Below are 17,562 nucleotides of genomic sequence, written 5' to 3' on the forward strand. Positions count from 1 at the left end.
AGGTAAGGAGGGTAATGACATATGGATAAGAAACATTTACGAACCTTAATTAAGCAGAGATTAGCTGAAATGTCTGAGGAAACATTTAGACACTATTCGAAGGATATTCATCAACAATTATTTTCTTTACAGTCTTGGAAAGAATCTCATACAATTGCGGTGACAATATCAAATGGCCGTGAAGTTGATACCACAAACATCATCGAAAGGGCATGGCAAGACAAGAAACGTATCGTTGTCCCAAAATGTGATCCTAAAACAAATACGATGGAGTTTAGACAAATAACCTCCTTTGACCAGCTTGAACGCGTCTTTTTTGGTCTTTTAGAGCCGAAAGTTTTGGAAACGGAAAAAGTCAGTCCAAATCAAATTGATCTCATGATAATACCAGGTATCTGTTATGACAGGAGGGGCTATCGTATTGGCTATGGTGGCGGTTATTTTGACCGATATTTAACACATTACAAAAACGATACCTTGTCTTTAGCCTTTTCTATGCAAATTGTTGAGAAAGTGCCTACTGAGCCACATGATCTTCCTGTTTCAACAATTATTACTGAATGTGGGGTAATTAACTAATATGTTAGAGCTCGAATTGGTTTGGGCCTTTTTGTTTATATGTTTGATATCATATGCTGGTTGGAAGGTAAACTCATTAACTGTCAGTGGTGCAATCGGAGCGGTATGTGTAGGATTTCTCATTTATCTAGGGTTTTCCTGGCAGGGTCTATTCGTATTAGGCTGCTTTTTCAGTAGTTCAAGTTTATTAAGTAAATATCAAAGTTCAAAGAAGTCAAACCTTCAGGATATGCTAGAAAAAGGAGATCGCAGAGACATTGTTCAGGTGATGGCCAATGGAAGTGTTCCTGCGATACTTGGACTATTTCAATTTATCGAACCGAGTGTAGATCCTACGGTATTACTTTGCTTTTGTATATCGATCGCTGCTGCTAATGCTGATACATGGGCATCTGAGGTCGGTACGCTAAGTAAGCGAAAGCCTAGATTACTTTTAACCTTAAAAAAAGTAGAAAGAGGCACGTCTGGTGCAGTATCTATCCTAGGCACGAGTGCAGCATTAGCTGGAGCGACTTTTATAAGTATAATTGCAGGAATCTTGTTTTCTATTTCCTTTTACTTTATGTTGTGTATCGTAATTTTTGGTTTTATCGGAAATATCCTTGACACATTACTAGGGCAGACAATTCAAGTTAAATATAAGTGTAATGTTTGTGAAAAAATAACTGAAAAACAAATACATTGTAGTAATAGTGGTACGAAGCTGACAAAGTATAGTTTTCTAAATAATGATGCAGTGAACCTTTTATCAATTGCGTCTGCTACTATATTAGGTTTTATTCTTTCATGAAATGTTCAAATATTAATCTTACATAGAGACAATAGTAGTGTAAAATATAATTGTGAAGTAATTCACAAAGTATAAAGAATAAAACACTTGAAAGGGTTGGAAGCAAATGGCTAGTAATGTAAATCGTGTCGCACTTATAGGTACAGGTTTTGTAGGATCTAGTTATGCATTTGCCTTGTTAAATCAAGGTGTTACGGAAGAATTAGTTTTAATTGATCTGAACAAGGAGAAATCAGAAGGTGACGCAATGGATCTTAATCATGGCTTAGCCTTTGCTCCAAGCCCTACCAAAATCTGGTATGGAGGCTATGAGGATTGCAATGATGCGGATATCGTTGTTATTTGCGCAGGAGCTAATCAAAAGCCTGGAGAAACCAGACTAGATTTAGTAGCTAAAAACGTAAGAATTTTCAAAACAATTGTAACTGATGTGATGGATAGCGGGTTTGATGGTATCTTTATTGTTGCTACAAATCCAGTGGATATTTTAACATATGCGGTTTGGAAGTATTCTGGCTTGCCACAAAGCCGTGTTATTGGCTCTGGAACGATTCTTGATACAGCAAGATTTCGTTATCTTTTAGGTGAACATTTTAAAGTAGACACACGCAATGTTCATGCTTATATTATCGGGGAACACGGTGACACTGAGCTGCCAGTGTGGAGCCATGCTGATATTGGGGGCGTCCCAATCCTTGAAACTATGACCGATGAGCAGGAGAAGCTTGAAGAAATTTTTGTAAATGTCAGGGATGCAGCCTACCATATTATTAATCGAAAAGGCGCAACATATTATGGGATAGCGATGGGACTTGTCAGGTTAACAAAAGCCATTCTTCATAATGAGCACTCTATTTTAACTGTATCTTGTCATTTAGCAGGTGAATATGGTGAGGATGATGTATATATAGGAGTTCCTGCGATTGTGAATCGAAATGGAATACAAAAGGTGGTAGAGCTTCGCCTAAATGAACATGAGAAAAAACAATTTGCCCATTCAGCAAATGTCTTAAAAGAAACAATGTTTCCCTTTTTTAAAGGATAAAAAAAGCCTTTCCTACTAAATATATGAGTAGGAGGGATGTTTATGAGACGACTCATTATGCTTGTAGCTGGAGGATTCGCATTATATCGCTATCGATATCAAATAGTGAATGTTGTATTAGGTCAACCTGAGCTACGTAGATACTTTATTCAATTATCAATGAGAGTTCCTTTTTTAAGAGATCGTTTTGTTAATCGTGCTTTTCATTAAAAAAGTTAATTCTTGAAAAAGCTGACTTTGTAGTTAAGTCAGTTTTTTTTACTTTATGCTTCTAAAAATTTCTTGGCTTTTTTAGAAGGTAGCTTAAAGGCAGGATTCTTCCTTTTCACTTTCATTACTTGTTATAATAAAGAAAAATAAAGGTCGGAGCGGATATTATGGTGATAGAGCAAGATTATTTATATTGGTCATTAATAGAACAACTAGTAGTGGAGCAGAAATATTCAATTTTGGCTCTATCCCAGGATGGTCGTGAGGTACTGCTAGAGCCGTTTCGTAATAAACAATTTACGCTAGTTCGGTTAAGAAGAATGGATGTTGATTGGGGAAACACACTTGCTTTAGATATTGAACAAGCAGGTGCAAGATTTGAACAACTTTTAAGAAATGGTGTAAGAGGTCCAATTCGTGTAATGAATATATATGTTTCTTCATTACCACCAGTAGATGACTATCCTGAAAGCTTTGTTAAAGGATACAGTAGATCGAAAGGTAAAATAGATATAACCTCTACCTTGTTAATAAAGGATAATCTAAATGAAAAGATTCAAAAATTAGAAGAAGCATTAAATGTTCCAGTGAAATTTGATCATGAAATACAAAGGAAAAATCTAGAACTTGCAGACATTCAAAAAGTAAGAAATAGAGTTATCGACTTTCAAAACCAACAGAAAGAAGAAGAAAGAAAAATCTTTCAAAATGGTAAGCCTTTTTTAACGTATCTTTTTTTAGGATTACAAATTTTTATGTTTCTCCTTCTCGAATTATACGGCGGCAGTACTAATTCGGAGACTTTAGTTCGTTTCGGAGCAAAATATAATCCCCTCATTTATGAAGGGGATTGGTGGAGATTTTTCACTCCCATTGTGTTACATATTGGTTTTTTGCATTTACTGATGAATAGTTTTGCGCTCTATTACATTGGGCCTGCAGTTGAACGAGCGTATGGCTCACTACGCTTTTTGTTTATCTATTTAGTTGCTGGCGTTTCTGGTTCGATTGTAAGCTTTGCATTTAGCCCGTTTCTATCTGCGGGTGCCTCTGGTGCTATATTTGGTTGTTTCGGTGCGTTATTATACATAGGGGTGCAAAATAGAAAAGTTTTTTTCCGAACGATGGGTTCTAACCTATTAGTAGTAATAGCCATTAACTTGGCGCTTGGCTTTGCAATTCCAAATATTGATAATGCGGGACATATTGGTGGATTAGTTGGTGGTTTTCTTGCAGCATTAATTGTTCAACTTCCTAAAAGAAAGCATATTCTACTGAGACTAATAGGTTTAGCTGCAACAATTACTTTATTAGTTATTTTATATCGTTACGGAATTAGCCAAACTGAAGAGCAGCATTCACAGTATACAGTCCTTCAAGGTCAAGAGTTAATACAGGATGAAAAATATGAAGAAGCCTACACTTATTTAAATGAAGCAATAAAAACGGATAACAGCTCAAATGATCTCTTTTTTTTGTTATCTGTAAGTGAAATTGAATTGGAAAAGTATGATCAAGCAGTCCGGCATTTAAAACAAATTATTTCAGATGATAATTCCTATCATCAAGCTCATTTTAACCTCTCGATCTTATATGCAAATAGGGGTGACATTTCTCTTGCATTGGAAGAGGTAAATAATGCATTGGAATTTGACCCTACAAATGAGGATTATAAATCATTTAAGGAACAACTTAATCGTTAAGCGATATGTTCTGAATAAATTTAAATGGTAAACCATTCTCAGCTTGAATAAGAATCACAATATGAGAGTAATTTTTTGCAACCAAAATCAAAGGCATGGTGCTGCCAATTGGTTCAATCACCTTGCCTTCTTTTGTTTTTAAACCTAAAAAGTAATTTTTATATAAACCCTCCCATAGACTACCAATCACTTCTTGTGTTTTAGCCTTTGATAATCCTAAAAGCGGATCGGTATTGTACCTTTCTAACTCTATGAACGGAATTTTTTCATATTTGGTTTCGTCAATTTTATAATAGTCAATCAATTGATTCCAGCTGTATTCAAGATGTTGTTCTGTCACTTTATCTAAAATGTCTTTCCAATCTAATTCTTCATCAGTAAGTGGCCTTTTAAAAGAAAAAAGATCTGTAAATTCTGAGTCAATTACGTATAAATGGTCTCGAGACATTCGCTGTGTACTACGGATAAGATCATTCTCCAAATGAATTTCTCCATAATGAAGACTTATCGTTTGATAATGGCTACTATCTTCACCAGTAATTTTTTTATATTGTGCAAGCTTTTGGCTTTGATCCTCCCATTCGGAAAGCGTATCAACTAATTTTCCATCTGAAAATAGCAATGATATATCTTGCCTTAGATATATTTCCTTGTTTGTAAGTGAAGTAACATCCCACTCAATGATATACTCATCATCATCTTTTTTACCAGCAAACTGGAGAGTAGTAGAAGCTTTATCAAAGGTTACAGAGTCGTCAATTGGAAAAAAGATGATGCTTTCCCTTGCAACTTTCCCATGATAAAAAAATAGAAAACTGGAAGTTATTAGTGCCAGTAAAATCACAATTACCCATTTAGTTGTTTTCATCAGCATCAACTCCGTGCAGGACAGGTTGCTTAAGTGTATGACACTATAGCACAAAATATGAATATGAGAAAATAAGTTAGTTTTTATTCAATTGGATTTAATAACAAAAAAATTATGACAGGTATGTATTTCCAGTATTTCGTCTAAGATGAGTAACAAATTGAGATACGAAATGGAGAAATCTTATGGCGTATGAGGTAGAAAAGAAAGTTGTTTCAAAAAATTTTCAAGAAAATATAGATTTTTTATCTGAACGACTAGGAGTAAAAAAAAGCTTTGATGTCATTCAGTTAGATCTTGAATATGCTGGGCGAAAAATGGCTTTGTTTATGGTAGATGGATTTGTTAAGGATGATATTCTTCATTATTTAATGAAATATTTATCAGAGCTTTCTCCAGAGCAGATTGAGGAAAACACTTTACAGCGGCTATTAAAAACATATATTCCTTATGTTGAAATTGATAAATCAAATGACTTAAACTCAGTAGTCCACACTGTGCTAGCAGGACCAACAGCGCTTGTCGTTGATGGCATTGACGAAGTGATCTTAATCGATGCTCGGACATACCCGGTTAGAGGTCCGCAAGAGCCAGATATGGAGCGAGTTGTTCGAGGCTCAAGAGATGGATATGTTGAAACAATTGTCTTTAACACTGCTTTAACGAGAAGGCGAATAAGAGACCGTTCGCTTCGGATGGAATACTTACAGGTTGGAAGACGCTCTAAAACAGATGTTGTGGTTTGTTATTTAGAGGATATTGCCGATTTAGATCACGTAAAAGATCTAAAAAAATCACTAGAGGCAATCGATACAGATGGTCTGCCGATGGGGGAAAAAACTATTGAAGAGTTTATTGCAGGTAGACATTTAAACCCATATCCTATGGTTAGATACACAGAGCGACCAGATACTGCTGCAGCACATTTGTATGAGGGTCATGTCATTGTTTTCGTTGATGGATCTCCGAGTGCACTTATTACGCCAACAACGTTTTGGCATCACCTTCAGCATGCAGAGGAATATCGCAATAAACCAGTTGTGGGTGCTTATTTACGCATTGTTCGATTTATGGCGGTTTGGACATCAATTTTCCTTCTCCCTCTTTGGTATTTACTTGCTGAAAATCCGGGGCTACTACCTCCTGGTCTAGAATTTATCGGAATTAATGAACAAGGTCATATTCCATTACTCATTCAGTTTTTGCTTATTGAGATAGGAATAGATGTATTAAGGATGGCTGCGATACATACTCCTTCATCATTAGCTACCGCACTTGGATTAGTTGCAGCTTTGATGATTGGTCAAGTAGCTGTTGAGGTTGGGCTTCTAACATATGAAGTGGTTCTTTATTTAGCTATAGCAGCTATTGGAACCTTTGCAACCCCAAGTTATGAGCTAGGCCTTGCGAATCGAATCTTCCGTATTATCTTATTACTCTTTACAGCATGGCTGGGTGTAATCGGATTTGTAGGTGGAATAACTTGTTGGATTATCATGCTTGCTCGTATGAAATCATTTAATGTACCATATTTATATCCATTCATTCCATTTAATTATCGAGGAATGCGAGATGTATTATTTAGAGCACCTATGCCATTGAAAAATAGACGGCCAACGTTTCTGCATCCTCAAGATCCAGATCGTTAATATTCTAAACAGACTAATTTGAACTAGAATTAGTCTGTTTTTTAGTGATGAAGAAAATGATAAAAACTCTTGTACATGGGGCTTCTATAATAAAAAGGGCTGACAATGTCAGCCCTCTGCTCATCATGCAACTTTCTTAAGAGCAACTTCTTTATATTTATATTTTTTAAGTTGTACTAGGAACCACACGAAAACTGATACAAATACAACTGAGCCACAAATCATTGATGTTTGATAAGATAGTTGAAATCCTTCTGGAGCATAGAAAATATATGAGCCAGTTACAGCTGTCATAAATAACGCAGGAATGCTTGCGATCCAATGGAATTTCTTACTTTGTAGTAAAAACATTGCTGCTGTCCAAAGCATAACTGTTGCAACAACCTGATTAGTCCAACCAACATACCTCCAAAGGAAAGTGTAATCCATTTGCGTTAATAAATAGGTAGGGATTACAACAGGGATTGTCATCAATACGGTTTTTATCTTAGAATCAAAATTTCCAAATTTGCTAAATAATTCGACTAACATCATCCTCGAAGATCTAAGCGCTGTATCACCAGTAGTTATTGGAAGGATGATCACTCCAAGAATTGCTAAGATTCCGCCAAATTGTCCTAGCGTAGATTTACTAATTTCGTTCACGACACCAGCAGTTCCACCTTCGGCTAATGCACCTTGCAAACCATCTGGTCCTCCAAAGAATGTCATACCTGCAGCAGCCCATATTAATGCAATAATTCCTTCAGCAACCATTGCGCCAAAAAATACTCTGCGACCATCACTTTCTTTTTTCAAGGTTCTAGATAAAATAGGGCTTTGAGTACTATGAAACCCAGAAATGGCCCCACATGAGATGGTTACCATTAATAATGGCCAAACTGGAATTTCACCTGGATGTAAATTTTTAAACGTCAAATTTGGTACTGAGTAATCCATAAAGAATAATGCAAATCCTATGGATACAGCCATAATAATTAAAATAACTCCAAATACTGGATAGATTTTACCTATTAGTTTGTTTATTGGTAAAACGGCAGCCAAAACAAAATAAACAAAAATTAGAAGTAATGATGCTGAATAACTTAAAGGTGTAAGTTGTTCAACTAATTGTGCTGGGCCAGCTGTAAAAGCTGCAGCAACAAGAATCATTAAAACAATTGAAACAAGATTTATAATCGTTTTAACTGATTTACCTAAATAGCGCCCAACAAGTGTTGGGAATTGTTCTCCGCCGTGTTTCAGAGAAAGCATACCAGAGAAATAATCATGAACAGCACCTGCGAACAAGCATCCAATAACAATCCAAATAAATGCTACAGGTCCATAAAGTGCGCCCATAATCGCACCGAAGATGGGACCTAATCCAGCGATATTTAATAATTGAATGAGAGTAGCCTTAAGCCACCCCATCGGCATAAAGTCCAAACCATCAGTTTTAGTGTAAGCAGGAGTAACACGTTGATCATTAATACCGAAAATTCTTTCTACTACTCTTGAATATACAAAATAACCTACAATTAATAAAACGACTGATACAATAAAAGTTGCCATTTCCTGCTCCTCCAAATCTCTCTATTAAATTATCACCATTTTAAACCTCTATATTATAAAATTCAATATATTTTTTAGAAAAAATAAATTATTCAGATAAATTAAAGGTGATTTACCTAAATTGTAATTTATATTAGATATAATAGAAAAAAAGAGGTGTTTGTGAATACCAATCATTTCGTTATTGGTATTCTGAAATATGAAATTTACAATAATAGAAAAGTATCTTTATAAAAATAATAAAATGTTAAAACGTTTTCTTGACGCTAAGATCATTTCCTTTATACTTTATAGTAGACCCATCTTAAATAGGTCTGTAGTTTCGCAAAAATTTTCTTAATAACAGCTGAATGAAGTAATGGACAAACGTAAGTAGGTGATCAATTTGAAAACAATTTATGATGTACAACAGCTTCTTAAAAGATATGGAACGATCATTTATATCGGGGATCGTATAGCAGATTTAGAATTAATGGAAGAAGAGATAAAACAATTGTATCAATCAACTCTAATAGAACCAAAAGACTACCAAATGGCAATTCTTCTGTTAAGACAAGAAGTACAGAGACTAAAAGGCAAAAATCAGTAAATTCGTAATCATTTGGCCAAAGTTGTTTGGGGTTTACCTCAATCGAAGGTCAGAGAAAACAGGTAAAAAACGCCTGAATGAAAACGATTACTAATTACATATATAATAGTAGAAAAAGGTGATTTTTATGAATGAGCAATGGTTAGTTGGTATTGATTTAGGTGGAACTACAATTAAAATGGCATTTATTAATTACTACGGTGAAATTGTTGAAAAATGGGAAATCCCAACAGACAAATCCGGAAAGCAAATTACAACTGATATCGCTAAAGCAATTGATGCAAAGCTTGATGATTTAGGATATCCTAAATCAAAACTTGCAGGGATAGGAATGGGTGCCCCAGGACCAGTAGACTTAGCTAATGGTCTCATTTATGAAACTGTAAACTTAGGGTGGAAAAATTACCCACTAAGAGACCATCTAGAAATGGAAACTGGTTTGCCAGCTGTTATTGATAATGATGCAAATATAGCTGCAATTGGTGAGATGTGGAAGGGCGCAGGAGATGGAGCGAAAGACTTAATTTGTGTCACGCTGGGAACAGGTGTTGGTGGTGGACTTATCTCAAACGGTGAGGTTGTTCATGGTGTTAACGGAGCAGGTGGTGAAATTGGTCATATTACTGTAGTACCAGAAGGCGGGGCTCCATGTAATTGTGGGAAAACAGGCTGTATTGAAACGATCGCATCTGCTACAGGGATTGTAAGAGTTGCTAAAGAAAAGCTTGCTTCAACTAATCAGGAGAGTATCCTACATCAATTTTTAGAAAATGATAAAGAATTAACATCAAAAGATGTTTTTGACGCAGCTGACCAAGGTGATGTCATTGCTGAGGAAATCATTGATTACATTACTTTCCACCTAGGTTTAACACTTGCCAACGTATCAAATGGATTAAATCCAGAAAAGATTGTAATTGGCGGTGGCGTTTCTAAGGCTGGAGACCGATTATTGAAGAAAGTAGACCACTATTTTAAACGCTTTGCATTTCCAAGGGTAGGTGCTGCTGCTACAATTACTGTGGCAACACTAGGGAATGATGCAGGTGTAATTGGTGGTGCATGGTTAGCGAAAACTAAGCTACTTAATAAATAAAGTCTATTTCGCAGAAAATTTTCACATAACGTCTTTTCCAGATTTAGCCTAGAATGGCTTCAGGAGTTTAAAAAACAATAAACTTTTAGAAAAGAGTCTAAATAAACAATTTAAAATCCGGGATAATAAGGAGGAGCCTCTAAAATGGAGTGCTCTTTTTTATTGATAATGGATGAGTTTTTTGGATATACCGAGAACACGTGTGAATGTAAACATGAGTTCACTGCAAAAGAACATCTACTTCCTTTTCCTAGAGCTGAGCAGGACGCTTGTACATTCCTTAAATTAGAGAAGGATTATTCGGAATATTTAAACTTTAATATAAACGAAACTTTTTGACGTTTCATACGTCTAATAATAGGGTAAAAAGAATAAGCTAAACATTATAATTCTATCAGGCTATTGTTAGTACAATATTAAAAAGGATTGATTTTTTGTAAAAGAAGTATTAAGATATGTTTTAGCTGTTTCATTTTCAACCTAATAAATGGAAAAATATTAGAGATATAAAAAGCGCGATTGTCCCAAGGGATGAGGAGGTAAATGTATGCGTAAGAAATCTTTTTCTAAAATTTCATTTTTACTTTTAGCAACGTTATTTATGTGGATAAAAACATACATTGTCTATAAAACTAGCTTTGATATCAAAATTGAAAACTTCACACAAGAAGTTATCCTATTCATTAACCCATTAAGTTTCTTGCTGCTAATTTTTGGAATCGGGTTATTTATGAAAGAAAAGAATAGAAACCGCTATATATTTGGCGCAAGTATATTTGTAACAGTCCTTTTATTAGCGAATATGGTGTTCTATCGTTTCTTTAACGATTTCTTAACAATTCCCGTTTTATTTCAGACAAGCAATATGGGAGATTTAGGAAGTAGTATTAGTGGTTTATTTTTACCGACAGATATATTAATGTTTGTTGACATTGCAATATTATTCTGGTTATTAAAAAAGCCAACGTTTAAGACTTCTTCACAATTAACACGCAAAGAAAGATCTGCATATTTCTTATTAGTTGCAGCTGTATTTTTCTTTAACTTAGGGCTTGCAGAAACAGAGCGCCCACAATTATTAACACGTTCATTTGACCGTGAAATGCTAGTGAAAAATATTAGTGTATATAACTTTCATATTTATGATGCATTTTTACAATCGAAGACATCTGCTCAACGTGCTTTAGCTGACAGCAATAGCCTAACTGAAATTGAAAACTATGTGAATGCAAACCGTAAAGAACCTTCAAAGGACTTAAATGGAGTTGCTGAAGGACGAAACGTCATTTTACTATCGTTAGAATCATTACAGAGCTTTGTTATTAACGAAAAAATAAATGGGGAAGAAATCACTCCGTTTTTAAATGACTTAATTAATGAAAGTTATTATTTTGAAAACTTTTATCATCAAACTGGTCAAGGGAAAACATCTGACTCAGAGTTTATCGTGGATAACTCGTTGTATCCATTAGGTCGTGGAGCTGTATATTTCACAAACAGTGGCAATGAATACACTGCAACTCCTGAGCTTTTAAAGGATTATGGATACTATTCAACAATTTTCCATGCCAATAATAAAAGTTTCTGGAACCGTGACATTATGTATAATACACTTGGTTACGATCGTTTCTTTGATGTGAATGATTATGAAGTAACTGAAGAGAACTCCATTGGTTGGGGTTTAAAAGATAAAGACTTTATGGAGCAATCTGTACAGCATATTGATAATCTTCCACAACCTTTCTATACAAGACTAATTACATTAACAAACCACTTCCCATTTGAATTAGGTGAAGAGGATAAATTGATTGATGAATTTGATTCAAACAGTAAAACATTAAATCAATATATTCCAACTGTACGTTATATGGACGAATCCATTAAACAATTCTTTGAAAAGTTAAAGGAAACAGACGTATACGAAAACTCAATTATCATCTTATATGGTGATCACTATGGAATTTCCGAGAACCATAATGTAGCTATGGAAAAATTCTTGGGTAAAGAAATTACTCCTTTTGAAACAATTCAATTACAACGAGTACCATTTATTGTTCATATTCCTGGTGTCACTGATAAAGAGCCACAAACTATCTCAAAAGTTGCTGGCCAAATCGATATCAGACCAACAATTATGAGCCTACTTGGTATTGATACTAGTGAACAAATTCAGTTTGGAACAGATGTATTCTCTGATGAAAAGCTTTCATTTACTGTATTAAGGGACGGAAGCTTTATAACAGAAAATAACGTCTACACACGTGGTGTTTGTTATGACAAGGCTACAGGTGAAGAAGCAGATCAAGCTATATGTGAACCATATATGGAGAAAGCTAAGCAAGAGCTTAACTACTCAGATGAAATAATATATGGAGACCTTCTACGGTTCTATGGTAAAGAAACCGAAGCTGTTGATGCAGAATCAGAAAATACAACAACTGAAAAAAATTAGCTAATAAAGCTGACTCGAGAAAAGGACCATTCCCCACCTCAGGGGAATGTCTTGCCGAGTCAGCTTTTTTTGATTCTAGATAATTAAATGAATCTTCGTTTCATAATAACAATCTAATTCCTTCTACATAAGCTAGTAATAAATGGGCTTGAGGAGGATAATATGATGACAATCATTCGTACAAAGAAAGAAATTTCGTTGAATTTGCTTGCAAAACATTTAGAGATTAAAAAGGAATTAATAATTGATAGCAATGTAAATAAAAAGTTCGAAACAGATATTATTGAAGCGAATGCACAGTTAAACATTCCTTATAATTGTAAGTTAGTGCTTGAAAACAGTGAATTTGTAGAACTTATGAACAAATCATTACCAAGGGTGCATGAAAACAGTCAACGTGATACAATTCTTTATACAAAGAAGCCCTATGATTCAGAGAGCTTATATAAAGACATCGATCTCTTACTTAAAATGTATCCATTTGTTAAAAAAGAGATTATTGGGCATAGTGTTCTAGGTAGCCCACTCATTGAATTAACAATCGGCAAGGGACATAAAAAAGTCCATATGAATGGTTCCTTTCATGCTAATGAATGGATCACAACTAGCATTATGATGCACTGGCTTTCAGACTACTTGGGAGCGTTAGTCAAAGGTGAACAATTTGCAGGGCATGATTGTTTATCTTTATATAAAGATACGACACTTTCATTTGTCCCAATGGTAAACCCTGATGGTGTGGATCTTGTCCTAAATGGCGTGCCAAATCACTCGGAATATAAAGCTTCTCTTTATAAAATGAATGACGAAAGTCTTGATTTTTCTCAATGGAAAGCGAATATCAGGGGAATTGATCTTAATAACCAGTATCCTGTTAATTGGGAAATTGAAAAAGAACGTAAAGTTCCAAAATCTCCATCGCCACGTGATTATCCTGGAGATGCACCTTTAACAGAACCTGAAGCCATTGCACTTGCTGACCTAGTTAAAAGACGTGATTTTGACCGTGTGCTTGCATTTCATACACAGGGTGAGGAAATATATTGGGGCTACCTTAGAAAGGAGCCTGAAGAGGCAGGACGCATTGTGAATGAATTCGAGAGGTTAAGTGGTTATAAGGCTGTTCGAGATATTGATAGCCATGCAGGTTTCCGTGATTGGTATGTAAATGACTGGAGAAAGCCGGGTTATACAGTTGAATTAGGATTTGGGCAAAATCCATTACCATTTTCACAATTTGATGAGATCTATCTGAAAAGTAAAGGTATTTTTTTATCAGCATTATATATGTAACGGGAAATTCAAATAAAGGTGTTGGCATTCACCAATACCTTTCTGAAATTAGTTTTATATGAAAAATCCCCTTGAAAAGTGAAACAAAATCTTCTTTAAAAACGTATGACTAATAGAGAGTATTTTTTCAAATGATACGAATAGAATTAATATAAATAAAATATTACATAAGAGACGGGGTGAAAAGAGAGTTGATGAGATTAATTAAAATTATATCATTACTTATGTTAAGCCTACTTCTTGGTGCAGGCTGTAATCCATCTCATCAACCAGACCAAAAAAAAGAGCTTTCATCAATGCGGGAACTTCAACCTGAAGAAAAGTCAGTAAATCAATCTTTTGAAAAAGAAGCGAAAATTCCGCTAGAAATAAACGAAAGCTTATTTCATTCTGTTGCTGATTGGAAAGATAATGAAACTCTACTTTATATCACTAATGATGTAGATGGTTCTGAAATACATACATATAACTTATTTACAGGGAAATCCTCCTTATTTTTTGAATCACAAGCACCGATTGTACAATTTGAAGCAAATGCTAATCATACCCTTTTCTTTGTACATACTAGTCCCTCAAGCTATGAGGCAGAATTGACTATTTTGGATACTGATGGAAAGCTGAAATTCAGTACAAAGATAGAATCATACGAGCTACAGTACACATGGAACCAAATTAACCATAATCAGCTTTTTATTTCTAGTTTCAGTGAAGATTGGACATTTCAAACATATATGCTAAATGTTGATGAGAATGATATCACAAAGAATCCGGTTGATTTTCCATTTATCCAATGGCTTAACGATAAGGAAATATCTTATTTGAAGTGGGATCAAGAAACTCCATCAATAACTGCTCCCCTATATATTTACAATATTGAAAACCAAAAGGAAACACAGCTTGCGAATGGTGTAGTGTCAAACTCAAATTTTAATCAGGTAATGTCTACATTTGAGTTAGTAGATGATAATGGTACAGCTGTCGTACGGTTTTATGATTTGAAAAGTAAAAGTAAACTAACGGAAATGCCTACAAGATTAGTTGCGTTGTATTCAGAATGGTCTATTCCTTATCATGATATGGATAGCAAGGAAAATATATTTTATATGTTTGAAGTAAATGAAGCAAAAACATCTTTTTCTCTAATCTCTTTTAATCTTGAAACACAAGAAAAGCAAACGATTATTGAAACTATTGAAAATTTACCGTTTAAGCTTTCACCGAACGGGGAGTACGCATTATATGGTGCTAGATATGAACATATAATTCATATAGAAGATAAAGCAATTAAAGAACTAGTTAAATTGAATTAGAAGGGAAGTATTTAAGGTGGCAATAGTAGATGTAACAGTAATCCCAGTAGGGACAAATAATCCAAGCGTTAGCGAGTATGTAGCAGACATTCAGCAAATATTAAAATCATTTGAAAATGAAGGTAAAATTAAATTTCAGTTAACACCTATGAACACAATCATTGAAGGGGAGCTACCTACTCTATTTGAGGTAATAACTGCGATCCATGAAGCTCCTTTCAATAAAGGAATACAAAGAGTAGCTACAAATATCCGTATAGACGATCGACGCGATAAAAAAACAACTATGGTGGGTAAGCTTGAAAGTGTACAGAAGCATATAACAGAAGAATAATTTAAAACCCCTTAGCAATTATGCTAAGGGGTTGTTTACATTATACTTTAGTGTGCAGTTGGGAAACCGTGATGTAAGACAGTCATGACTGCAAACCATCCGAATACAGCTAAAGTACCAAACGCAAAGAAAGCACCAAGAAGGTTCTTTTCTTTAAGTGAACGAATAAAGCCAAAAATTGCAAGAATGGTAACAAGTCCGAAAATAATAACTAAGCCCATTAAAAAAGCCCCCTTACTCTATGTAGATCATTTTCATTGTATCGCTTAGTAAATGTACAAGATACAAACAAGTCCTTCTAATATTTTAATCGGTTTCAAGACGTTTGTCGAGTTTATTTTCCATATAGTGAAAGACAAAATGTAATTAATTATGGAAAATTCACGGTACTTTACTAATCAATTTGATTTTAGCATGACCATTTTGAATAAAGTTCAATCATGGATATCAAGATATCCTATTACAAAAGAATAGTGTAAAATAATAGTTATTGAATAAAACTTGGAGGTATATAGATGAAGTGGAGACAATTACCATTAGGACCTCTTCAAACAAATTGTTATATTTATTCGAATGAAGAGAAAGAGTGCTTAATAATCGACCCAGGCGGGGATGCGAACAAGCTGACAAACATCTTGCAACAGCAACACCTAAAGCCAGTAGCTATTTTACTAACACACGCTCACTTTGATCATATAGGAGCGGTCGATGATATTCGTAATAAGTGGAAGGTACCTGTATATGTACATAAAAATGAAAAGGATTGGCTAACTGATCCATCATTAAATGGCTCGCAATTTTTTATGGCAGGAGCTGTGAAAGTATCTGCAGCTGATGAATTAATTAAAAGTGAAGGTACACTAACAATTGGAAATTTTTCATTACAGGTATATGAAACCCCTGGTCATTCACCAGGAAGTATCTCGTTTTACGCTGCAGAAGCGGGAATAGTCTTTTCTGGAGACGCATTATTTGCAGGAAGCATAGGGAGAACAGATTTACCAGGAGGAAATCAAAACCAATTAATTAAAAGCATTCATGATAAACTACTTACTCTACCTGAGGACACCCTCGTATTATCAGGTCATGGTCCTGAAACGACTATTGAATTGGAAATGGAGAGAAATCCGTTTTTGAATGGGTTTTAAATAGAAAATACATCTAACAAAGGAAATCGTGTATTTTTATAATACTTCTTTGACAAATGTAGTTGCAATCACCCTTTGCATGAAAAAACAGGTAGTCCCAAGAAGGGGCTACCTGTTTTTTAGTAATTAGTGTCCAACGCTTTGACCAGGAATCATCATAAATGTTGTCCAATACGTAAATCCGACAAAGAAAACCGTTAAGTAAGCACCAAAGATATAAATGTACATGCGCTCGGATAATTTTAAGTAAGATAAAAAGACGAAAAACCCAGTTTGCCCGAAAAATAGTAAGGAAGTAGTCTTCATGTCACCAAGATAAAACATAACAGCGAAGATTCCTGTCCAGAAACCTAATACTCGAAACATACGATCCATATGTATCCCTCCTTTGTTGGCTTTGCCACAAGCTGTATTAATGCCCTGTCATACAGGTTCAAAATCAAAATGATGTGATTTACAAATTACATCTTCATAATGATAGCTTTTGACAAATCATACTCGTGTATACAAGTCCATCACTCTAATTATTATAATGTACCTTTTACATACTTGTAAATAGCGTTTACAGTATACCTTCTACAAAGTAATAAAGAAAAACCTCTTGTAAAGAAATATTCAATATTTGATGGATAACAACTAATGAAAAAAGTCATCTGCGAAAGCGACAGATGACTCTTTAATAGCTGGGCTAGCTGGATTCGAACCAACGCATGACGGAGTCAAAGTCCGTTGCCTTACCGCTTGGCTATAGCCCATTAATAATAAGCGTACTTAGTAAAAAATTAAAAATAGATAAAGAGCTTCTGGCAAATCAAATGGTATGTAACAACATTTTGTATTATGTACGAATTTTTCCTTTTCAAAACAAAATTCATCTAATTTTCATGTGAATTTTTAATAATGTGTTGATGAAAATAGAATAACTTAAAATACAAAATTCCA

The 17,562-nt window shown here is 34.7% G+C and carries 17 protein-coding genes and 1 tRNA gene; 13 read left to right on the forward strand and 5 right to left on the reverse strand.

The features are described 5' to 3' along the window. The first annotated feature begins 21 nt into the window (after positions 1-21). The 5 genes from WCV66_RS11960 to WCV66_RS11980 all read left to right on the forward strand — a co-directional run bounded on the left by WCV66_RS11960 (position 22) and on the right by WCV66_RS11980 (position 4,327). Entirely contained in the window at positions 22-579 is a 558-nt protein-coding gene (locus WCV66_RS11960; RefSeq protein WP_338789078.1) for a 5-formyltetrahydrofolate cyclo-ligase, read from the forward strand. Position 580: 1 nt separating this feature from the next. Then, complete coding sequence (locus tag WCV66_RS11965; RefSeq protein ID WP_338789079.1) at positions 581-1,369, forward strand: DUF92 domain-containing protein; 789 nt, start codon at positions 581-583, stop codon at positions 1,367-1,369. Between the two features lie 106 nt (positions 1,370-1,475). Further along, positions 1,476-2,414 carry an L-lactate dehydrogenase gene (locus WCV66_RS11970; RefSeq protein WP_338789080.1) on the forward strand — a complete coding sequence of 313 codons (939 nt, stop codon included), beginning with the start codon at positions 1,476-1,478 and terminating at the stop codon, positions 2,412-2,414. Positions 2,415-2,456: 42 nt separating this feature from the next. After that, on the forward strand, positions 2,457-2,624 hold the full coding sequence (locus tag WCV66_RS11975; RefSeq protein WP_185654131.1) for a hypothetical protein: 168 nt from the start codon (positions 2,457-2,459) through the stop codon (positions 2,622-2,624). 167 nt (positions 2,625-2,791) lie between these two features. After that, positions 2,792-4,327: a rhomboid family intramembrane serine protease gene (locus WCV66_RS11980; protein WP_338789081.1), complete on the forward strand. Its 1,536-nt coding sequence runs from the start codon at positions 2,792-2,794 to the stop codon at positions 4,325-4,327. On the opposite strand, the gene WCV66_RS11985 is transcribed toward WCV66_RS11980, so the two are convergent. Then, on the reverse strand, positions 4,317-5,195 hold the full coding sequence (locus WCV66_RS11985) for a hypothetical protein (RefSeq protein WP_338789082.1): 879 nt from the start codon (positions 5,193-5,195) through the stop codon (positions 4,317-4,319). The genes WCV66_RS11980 and WCV66_RS11985 overlap by 11 nt on opposite strands. Positions 5,196-5,380: 185 nt before the next feature. On the opposite strand from WCV66_RS11985, the gene WCV66_RS11990 reads away from it, so the two are divergent. Then, entirely contained in the window at positions 5,381-6,844 is a 1,464-nt protein-coding gene (locus WCV66_RS11990) for a spore germination protein (protein WP_066334866.1), read from the forward strand. Between the two features lie 123 nt (positions 6,845-6,967). Here WCV66_RS11990 and WCV66_RS11995 read toward each other — a convergent pair whose 3' ends face one another. Next, complete coding sequence (locus WCV66_RS11995) at positions 6,968-8,398, reverse strand: carbon starvation protein A (protein WP_338789083.1); 1,431 nt, start codon at positions 8,396-8,398, stop codon at positions 6,968-6,970. Between the two features lie 385 nt (positions 8,399-8,783). Here WCV66_RS11995 and WCV66_RS12000 point away from each other — a divergent pair, with 385 nt between their 5' ends. The 6 genes from WCV66_RS12000 to WCV66_RS12025 all read left to right on the forward strand — a co-directional run bounded on the left by WCV66_RS12000 (position 8,784) and on the right by WCV66_RS12025 (position 15,472). Further along, positions 8,784-8,987, forward strand: coding sequence for a YqgQ family protein (locus WCV66_RS12000; protein WP_066334876.1), 204 nt, complete (start codon positions 8,784-8,786; stop codon positions 8,985-8,987). A 127-nt stretch (positions 8,988-9,114) separates the two neighbouring features. Beyond that, positions 9,115-10,083 carry an ROK family glucokinase gene (locus WCV66_RS12005; protein ID WP_066334880.1) on the forward strand — a complete coding sequence of 323 codons (969 nt, stop codon included), beginning with the start codon at positions 9,115-9,117 and terminating at the stop codon, positions 10,081-10,083. Between the two features lie 547 nt (positions 10,084-10,630). Beyond that, on the forward strand, positions 10,631-12,535 hold the full coding sequence (locus WCV66_RS12010; RefSeq protein ID WP_338789084.1) for an LTA synthase family protein: 1,905 nt from the start codon (positions 10,631-10,633) through the stop codon (positions 12,533-12,535). A gap of 162 nt (positions 12,536-12,697) precedes the next feature. Continuing rightward, positions 12,698-13,828, forward strand: coding sequence for a M14 family metallocarboxypeptidase (locus WCV66_RS12015; RefSeq protein ID WP_338789085.1), 1,131 nt, complete (start codon positions 12,698-12,700; stop codon positions 13,826-13,828). 194 nt (positions 13,829-14,022) lie between these two features. After that, entirely contained in the window at positions 14,023-15,138 is a 1,116-nt protein-coding gene (locus tag WCV66_RS12020; RefSeq protein WP_338789086.1) for a hypothetical protein, read from the forward strand. A gap of 16 nt (positions 15,139-15,154) precedes the next feature. Then, positions 15,155-15,472, forward strand: coding sequence for an MTH1187 family thiamine-binding protein (locus tag WCV66_RS12025; protein WP_066334899.1), 318 nt, complete (start codon positions 15,155-15,157; stop codon positions 15,470-15,472). 47 nt (positions 15,473-15,519) lie between these two features. Here WCV66_RS12025 and WCV66_RS12030 read toward each other — a convergent pair whose 3' ends face one another. Beyond that, complete coding sequence (locus WCV66_RS12030) at positions 15,520-15,693, reverse strand: DUF2759 domain-containing protein (protein ID WP_066334902.1); 174 nt, start codon at positions 15,691-15,693, stop codon at positions 15,520-15,522. A gap of 294 nt (positions 15,694-15,987) precedes the next feature. Between WCV66_RS12030 and WCV66_RS12035 the strand changes: the two genes are divergently transcribed. Beyond that, positions 15,988-16,620, forward strand: a complete 633-nt coding sequence (locus WCV66_RS12035) for an MBL fold metallo-hydrolase (protein ID WP_338789087.1) — start codon at positions 15,988-15,990, stop codon at positions 16,618-16,620. A 126-nt stretch (positions 16,621-16,746) separates the two neighbouring features. On the opposite strand, the gene WCV66_RS12040 is transcribed toward WCV66_RS12035, so the two are convergent. After that, on the reverse strand, positions 16,747-16,995 hold the full coding sequence (locus WCV66_RS12040) for a DUF2626 domain-containing protein (RefSeq protein WP_066334907.1): 249 nt from the start codon (positions 16,993-16,995) through the stop codon (positions 16,747-16,749). A gap of 308 nt (positions 16,996-17,303) precedes the next feature. Further along, positions 17,304-17,375: transfer RNA gene (locus tag WCV66_RS12045), tRNA-Gln, on the reverse strand. Between the last annotated feature and the right edge of the window lie 187 nt (positions 17,376-17,562).

This window comes from Metabacillus rhizosphaerae (assembly GCF_037201795.1).
Classification (GTDB): Bacteria; Bacillota; Bacilli; order Bacillales; family Bacillaceae; genus Metabacillus; species Metabacillus rhizosphaerae.

What these genes read in the sequence shown, in the direction of transcription:
- WCV66_RS12010 (WP_338789084.1), top strand. Translation starts at nt 10,631, where the DNA reads ATGCGTAAGAAATCTTTTTCTAAAATTTCATTTTTACTTTTAGCAACG.
- WCV66_RS11965 (WP_338789079.1), top strand. Translation starts at nt 581, where the DNA reads ATGTTAGAGCTCGAATTGGTTTGGGCCTTTTTGTTTATATGTTTGATA.
- WCV66_RS12040 (WP_066334907.1), bottom strand. Translation starts at nt 16,995, where the DNA reads ATGGATCGTATGTTTCGAGTATTAGGTTTCTGGACAGGAATCTTCGCT.
- WCV66_RS12005 (WP_066334880.1), top strand. Translation starts at nt 9,115, where the DNA reads ATGAATGAGCAATGGTTAGTTGGTATTGATTTAGGTGGAACTACAATT.
- WCV66_RS12020 (WP_338789086.1), top strand. Translation starts at nt 14,023, where the DNA reads ATGAGATTAATTAAAATTATATCATTACTTATGTTAAGCCTACTTCTT.
- WCV66_RS11990 (WP_066334866.1), top strand. Translation starts at nt 5,381, where the DNA reads ATGGCGTATGAGGTAGAAAAGAAAGTTGTTTCAAAAAATTTTCAAGAA.
- WCV66_RS12030 (WP_066334902.1), bottom strand. Translation starts at nt 15,693, where the DNA reads ATGGGCTTAGTTATTATTTTCGGACTTGTTACCATTCTTGCAATTTTT.
- WCV66_RS11985 (WP_338789082.1), bottom strand. Translation starts at nt 5,195, where the DNA reads ATGAAAACAACTAAATGGGTAATTGTGATTTTACTGGCACTAATAACT.
- WCV66_RS11995 (WP_338789083.1), bottom strand. Translation starts at nt 8,398, where the DNA reads ATGGCAACTTTTATTGTATCAGTCGTTTTATTAATTGTAGGTTATTTT.
- WCV66_RS12015 (WP_338789085.1), top strand. Translation starts at nt 12,698, where the DNA reads ATGATGACAATCATTCGTACAAAGAAAGAAATTTCGTTGAATTTGCTT.
- WCV66_RS12035 (WP_338789087.1), top strand. Translation starts at nt 15,988, where the DNA reads ATGAAGTGGAGACAATTACCATTAGGACCTCTTCAAACAAATTGTTAT.
- WCV66_RS11980 (WP_338789081.1), top strand. Translation starts at nt 2,792, where the DNA reads ATGGTGATAGAGCAAGATTATTTATATTGGTCATTAATAGAACAACTA.
- WCV66_RS11960 (WP_338789078.1), top strand. Translation starts at nt 22, where the DNA reads ATGGATAAGAAACATTTACGAACCTTAATTAAGCAGAGATTAGCTGAA.
- WCV66_RS11970 (WP_338789080.1), top strand. Translation starts at nt 1,476, where the DNA reads ATGGCTAGTAATGTAAATCGTGTCGCACTTATAGGTACAGGTTTTGTA.
- WCV66_RS11975 (WP_185654131.1), top strand. Translation starts at nt 2,457, where the DNA reads ATGAGACGACTCATTATGCTTGTAGCTGGAGGATTCGCATTATATCGC.